Origin of the sequence: Staphylococcus sp. GDX8P80P, from assembly GCF_017893095.1 — a bacterium.
GTDB lineage: Bacteria > Bacillota > Bacilli > Staphylococcales > Staphylococcaceae > Staphylococcus > Staphylococcus borealis.
In genome coordinates this window covers 1-6,302 of sequence record NZ_JAESMI010000062.1, presented here as the reverse complement: position 1 = coordinate 6,302, position 6,302 = coordinate 1, and the positions used below count along the sequence as shown (strand labels likewise).

The window sequence follows — 6,302 nt, the reverse complement described above, 5'->3', positions numbered from 1 at the left end:
AACCGCATTTCTCTTAGAACCGTAAAAAAACACCTTAACGTCAGTTAAGGTGTTTAATCTATATAACATTATTTAGAAATATGATTAACTAAATCTTTTACTTCTTCTTGAGTAGCGCAATTAATTGCACGGTTAGCTAATTCAGACATTTCATTTTTACTTAAACCATTGATTTGTCTTCTAGCTTTTAAAATAGATGTCGCACTCATTGAGAACTCATCTAATCCTAAACCTAGTAATAATGGAATCGCTGTTTCATCTCCAGCCATTTCACCACACATACCAGTCCATTTACCTTCTTTATGAGAAGCTTCAATAACTTGCTTAACTAAGCGTAAAATAGCTGGGTTGTATGGTTGATATAAGTAAGAAACGCGTTCTGACATACGGTCAGCTGCCATAGTATATTGAATTAAATCATTTGTACCAATACTGAAGAAATCAACTTCTTTAGCAAAGATATCAGCTAATGCAGCTGTAGATGGAATCTCAACCATGATGCCTAATTCAATGTCATCAGAGATATCATGACCATCATTTTTAAGATTTTCTTTTTCTTCTAAAAGAATCGCTTTCGCATCACGGAATTCATTGATTGTAGCGACCATTGGGAACATAATGTTCAATTTACCATATACTGAAGCACGTAATAATGCACGTAATTGCGTTCTAAAAATATCTTGCTGATCTAAGCATAAACGGATTGCTCTGTAACCTAAGAATGGATTCATTTCTTTAGGTAAGTTTAAATATGGTAGTTCTTTATCGCCACCAATATCTAACGTACGAACTACAACACGTTTATCTTTCATTGTTTCAAGCACTTTTTTATAGGCTTCAAATTGCTCATCTTCTGTTGGCATTTGATCTCTACCCATATAAAGGAATTCAGTTCTGTATAATCCGATTCCTTCAGCGCCATTTTCCATTACACCATATAAGTCATCAGGTGTACCGATATTTGCAGCTAATTCTGCATGTTCTCCGTCGATGGTTACTGTTTCAGCATCACGTAATTTTTGTAATTCTTTTTTATCTTCAAAGAAACGTTCACGTTTGTTTTGATAAGCAATTAACTCATCTTCTGTTGGGTCAACAATAACGTCACCAGTGATACCATCAACGATAACCATATCGCCTTGCTTAACTTCTTTAGTAATTGATTTCGTACCTACAACTGCAGCAATTTCTAATGAGCGACTCATAATTGCTGAATGGCTTGTACGACCACCAATATTTGTAACGAAACCTTGAACAAATTCTTTATTTAATTGTGCTGTATCTGAAGGTGTTAAGTCATTTCCAACGATAACAACACTTTCATCAATCATACTTGGGTTTGGTAATTCAACACCTAAAAGATGTGCTAACACACGTTTTGACACGTCTCTAATATCTGCAGCACGTTCTCTCATGTATTCATTATCCATAGATTCGAAGATTGTAATAAATTGTGAAGTAACTTCATCAAGGGCTTCTGGAGCACTTACTTTTTCATTCGCAATTTTATCTTCGATTGGTTGAATTAACTCAGGATCATCAAGTACTAATAAATGCGCATCAAAAATTGCAGCTTTATCAGGACCTAATTGCTTTTCAGCATTATTTCTGATTTTAGTTAATTCAATTTTAGAAGCTTCTAACGCATTTCTGAATTTTCGAATTTCAGCATCAGTATCTGTAACTTTTTCATTAGTGAATGATAAATCAGGTTCTACTAATAAATAAGCTTTAGCAATTGCGACACCATCTGATGCCGCAATACCATTAATTAATTTTGACATAATTATTCAGTTAAACCTTCTTTAGATAAGACATCACTGATTGCTTGAATTGCGTCTGCTTCATCGCTTCCATCAGCGTAGATAGTGATTTCAGCATCTTTACCTACACCTAAACTCATAACACCCATGATTGATTTTAAGTTAACTTTTTTACCGTTATATTCTAATTGAATATCTGAATCAAATTTTGATGCAGTTTGAACTAACATAGTTGCAGGGCGTGCATGAATACCTGTTTCATCGATAATTACATAAGATTTTTGTTCCATAATCTATTTCTCCTTCGCAAAGTTAGAATATTCAAATTTGTCATAATCTAACATAATTTTATACCATAACACTACCAAAATATATTACTAAATTCAATTCTAATAGGATTGAAAAACTATTATAATTGGTTTTTATAGAAATAAACAAGTGTTTCAAATTGTAAAAAGTCGATTTTAACCTTCAATATTTTTACTTACTTATCGTATGCATAACAGCACAAATTAAAATCACTGTCACAACTTTGGTTTAAATTATAATTTAAGACAAATTCGTATGATAACTATTTAGCCTTTATCATTAAGCTTACTCCAATTATACTACAACATTTTCATTTTAAATAATATCATGAAGCACTTTTTCACATTTTTCGATATGTTCGCGCCCAAGTTTGTTCATGAAGTAGTAACTGATTGATGCTGAAACAGCTTGTCCAACCACAGGGAACCATTTCGTTTGTTTCGCTGCAGCACGTTTTGCCATGTCTCTAATAACCACTTTTAACACAGCACTTGATACTTTTTTACCAATAAATGAACTACCTTGAATTGCTGCTGCTGCTAAAATTCGTTCTTTCACATCATCCCCAAGCGTATTTACTTGTTTGTGATCTAGACCATAAATTTTATTAACATCTTCAATAATGTCTCGCATTAATTTAATATCTACGCCAAAGTCTAGTCCAGGAATTGGCACAATACTCATGCTTGATGATAATAATGATTTTTTCTTCACAATTGTTTCCGCTTTTGCTCTGCGTTCAGCTAATTCTTCTTTAGTAGTCGGTAAGTTACTTTTTTCTTTAATTTCTTCAATATTTAAAACTTTGTTTCCAACTTTATTTGTAACGCCACTTGTGAATTTATTCATAATGCCCATTTAAAGACACACCTTTCTTAAATCATTCATTCAACATGTATACCCATTTTTAATGATTTAATGCTTGATATTAATAAATACAGCTTTTAAATATTTTGACGGCTTATAGTGTGGGTGCGTTTTAAAATCCTTAGGCAACCCCATTACTTCCTCAATATCATATGCTACATCTGCTTCATTAAGCGTAGTTTTAATAACATTTTTAAAGGCTTTCAATGAAAAAGCACTTGAATTTGTACATAATAATAGAGACCCATTTGGAGCAAGTATATTTAATGCGCCATTAATTAAATCATCATAATTCTTTTGTACTGAAAATGTCTTCTTCTTATTACGAGCGAAACTTGGTGGGTCAATTACAATCGTGTCGTATACTTTGCCATGTCGCGCAGCATAATTGTAAAAATCAAATGTATCCATTACATAAATATACTGGCTTTTAGGATCAATAGCATTTAAACCAAAGTTTTCTTCCGTTAAACTGCGTGAACGATTGGCTAAATCCACACTTGTTGTTGTAGTCGCATTTTTAGCAGCTACAACCGAAAATGCACCAGTATAACTAAACAAATTGAGTATATGCTTATCTTTTGCAAAGTGATCTCGTAATTTCTTTCTTACTTCTTTTTGATCTAGGAAAATGCCTGTCATCAAGCCATCATCTAAATCTACATTATAAAATGTGAAATTTTCCTCTATAACTATTGGAAATTCAGGCGTTTCTCCTAATACATGTCCACCTGTATATTCAGAATCTTTAAAACGCATTTTTTCAAAAATTGACTTAAATGGAAATACTTTCTGAATCGCTTCAATGACATTATAGCGGAATTTATATATTCCTTTTGAGTACCATTGAATCAATAAATGGCCATCGTAGTTGTCAATCGTTAAACCACCAACGCCATCGCCTTCTGCATTAAATAATCTAAACGCATTAGTACCTTCGATATGATAATAATAGTCACGTTCTTGTAATGCAATTTCAAATCTTTTTTCGAAAAAAGATGTATTAATTGTTTCATTTTGATCGTAGCTTAATATCCAACCTAGCCCCTTATGTTGACGTCCAACATATGCGGTTGCAATGTACTGTTCTTGACCATTCATAATGTAAAATAAGTCGCCTTCTTTTAAATGATCATTGTTATAAATATCCGCTTCATCTACTAGTGGATAGTGATTCAAATACTTTGTTTCTTTACCTCTATTTAATGTGGCTATTTTCATTTTCAAACGCTCCTATGTTAGATTGTTTTAAGTTTGAATTTTATACAATACTCTCGTTATCATTCAACACTAGTTTAACAAATTTAAAATTATCCTTACACAAAACAACATTAAACAAAAAAGGTGGAACGTGAAGTCTATTTTGTCACCATAGATTTCACGTTACCACCTTATCAAAATTAAACTCATTAAGGTCTTTCTCTCAATTGTAACGTAAATGCGATAATAACCGCTATCAACATTAAGATTAACGTTGGAGTTATAAAGATTGATAATAATAATCCATGAATCATAATGTTTACAAATTCAGTTAACAATTTAAAGAATAGAATACTAACCATAAAGAGTTGTAAATAATAATATTTACCTCTTAAGAAATGTGTAAATGTCGTTGCAATATAAGTGATAATAACTAGCATTAATAATAATAAAGTTACCCATTCAACAACATATTGTGTTTGAGATAGTTCCCATTCACCTGATACAAATAAAGCATTTCTGTTATTAAATTCAATAAATGTAAATAGGAATAAAATGAAACCACAGAATATTTCTACATACGCCGGTTTAATCCATTTCGGACGTCTCATCCAATTAGGAATATCATCTTCTTCAATATTAAATACATTTTTGAATTTATTCTTAAATTTATCACGTTTTGATCTAATTTTTTCTAAATCGACACTTCTTCTCGTCTTACGTGCATATTCTGATGTTTTATCTTGAAGCTGTTTAAAATGAACTTTAGACTGATTCGAAACATTTCCTTTACTTGTTCTTGATAATTCAGGTTCTTCTTCTCCCAATTCTTCTTTAGTCAATGGTAAGGATCTTCTTAAGAATAAGAAATTCCAAATTGAAGCTTGCGCTAATAACCACATTACTAAGAAAAATGTATTTACACTTAAAATATCTATTGGTGCAATTTCATTGGCATCAATTTTGCCGTATAAAGAAATTTGAGTAATTAAATAACTTATTCCGTAAGAAAAGATAATCCATAAGTAATGGTTTTTTCTATTAGCAACATTAAGTTCATCTTTATATACAATGTAGCCTGTGTGAATAATAAAAGGAATAATAAAAATAATTGCCCAAAAACTATATACTTGAGTCATTAAAGTAATTGAAATGAGGAAGTATAAAATCCCAATAATTAAAAAGAAAATTGAGATGTCGTAATCATATTTCGTAGTTCTATATAATGCATAACCAATAAGCATTACAAGAATACCAAACAGAATAATTATGACTGCACTAATAATAGGAAAGTTGCCTATGAACCTACTCATCACTCTAATAATTTCACTGAAGAATGCATTAAGGAAATCCCATAAATTATGAATTTTTAATTCAACTTTATCTTTATCCTTTAATTTATTAATTAAAGGTAAATTTATAAGTATTATGAGACCCGTGAAGAGTGAAACGATACCGACAATATAACTAAAAATAATCTCGGTGTGTTTCTTAAGAAAAGACATACTGTTCACCTCAAAATTCATTATATAGTAAGATGTTAATCTTGTCTTTATTAAACAATAAAATACATCTTGAGACCTATATAAGTTTATCCTAGTTTTATATGGGTAAACTTAAATTGTAAACATTAATCTAACAAGGAGTGTTCATTATGACAAACGAAGATGCTAAAAAAGCAAAAGAAGTAGAAGAAAAATTAAAAGAACAAAAAGAAGAAAAAACTGACGACATCGAACAAACTAAAAAAGATGTTCAAGACACTTTAGATTAATTACTAAAGCAATTATTTATAAAGGCTACAGCTTCACTCATTCATTTGCGTAGCTAACCGAACTGAGATGGCGCTCTATTTCATGCGCTTCTCAGTTCTTTTTCATTTTCAAAGGTATTTAAGACCATCAACTCATAATGTTTCGAGTCCGGGACATAAATAATATAATGAAACTATTTTTCAAATTCGCAGTAGCTGACTGAACTGAGAAGGCACTTAAATCAAGCTTTTCTCAGTTCTAGTCATCCTTGCGGGCGGTGCCCCAACAAAGAGAATTTCATCAAGAAATTCTACAAGCTAAGCAAGTTGGGGTTCGGGGCCCCAACAAAGAGAATTTCATAAAGAAATTCTACAAGCAAAGCAAGTTGGGAGTCGGGGCCCCAGCAAAG

The 6,302-nt window shown here is 31.5% G+C and carries 6 protein-coding genes; 1 reads left to right on the top strand and 5 read right to left on the bottom strand.

Going from position 1 to position 6,302, the window contains the following annotated elements:
• Positions 1 to 68: 68 nt before the first annotated feature.
• From ptsP to auxA, 5 genes are all read right to left on the bottom strand, one after another.
• Positions 69 to 1,784: a phosphoenolpyruvate--protein phosphotransferase gene (ptsP, locus tag KA858_RS06240; protein ID WP_053029141.1), complete on the bottom strand. Its 1,716-nt coding sequence runs from the start codon at positions 1,782 to 1,784 to the stop codon at positions 69 to 71.
• A 2-nt stretch (positions 1,785 to 1,786) separates the two neighbouring features.
• Positions 1,787 to 2,053: a phosphocarrier protein HPr gene (locus KA858_RS06235; protein ID WP_011276148.1), complete on the bottom strand. Its 267-nt coding sequence runs from the start codon at positions 2,051 to 2,053 to the stop codon at positions 1,787 to 1,789.
• A gap of 334 nt (positions 2,054 to 2,387) precedes the next feature.
• The gene (locus tag KA858_RS06230) at positions 2,388 to 2,930 is read right to left on the bottom strand and encodes a hypothetical protein (RefSeq protein WP_053022619.1); all 543 of its coding nucleotides are present in this window, start codon (positions 2,928 to 2,930) and stop codon (positions 2,388 to 2,390) included.
• Positions 2,931 to 2,987: 57 nt separating this feature from the next.
• Positions 2,988 to 4,160: a class I SAM-dependent rRNA methyltransferase gene (locus KA858_RS06225; RefSeq protein WP_210135255.1), complete on the bottom strand. Its 1,173-nt coding sequence runs from the start codon at positions 4,158 to 4,160 to the stop codon at positions 2,988 to 2,990.
• Positions 4,161 to 4,348: 188 nt separating this feature from the next.
• Positions 4,349 to 5,644: a lipoteichoic acid stability factor AuxA gene (gene auxA / locus KA858_RS06220; protein ID WP_210135254.1), complete on the bottom strand. Its 1,296-nt coding sequence runs from the start codon at positions 5,642 to 5,644 to the stop codon at positions 4,349 to 4,351.
• A 149-nt stretch (positions 5,645 to 5,793) separates the two neighbouring features.
• Between auxA and graF the strand changes: the two genes are divergently transcribed.
• Positions 5,794 to 5,913 carry a glycopeptide resistance-associated protein GraF gene (gene graF / locus KA858_RS06215; protein ID WP_011276152.1) on the top strand — a complete coding sequence of 40 codons (120 nt, stop codon included), beginning with the start codon at positions 5,794 to 5,796 and terminating at the stop codon, positions 5,911 to 5,913.
• The last annotated feature ends 389 nt before the right edge of the window (positions 5,914 to 6,302 follow it).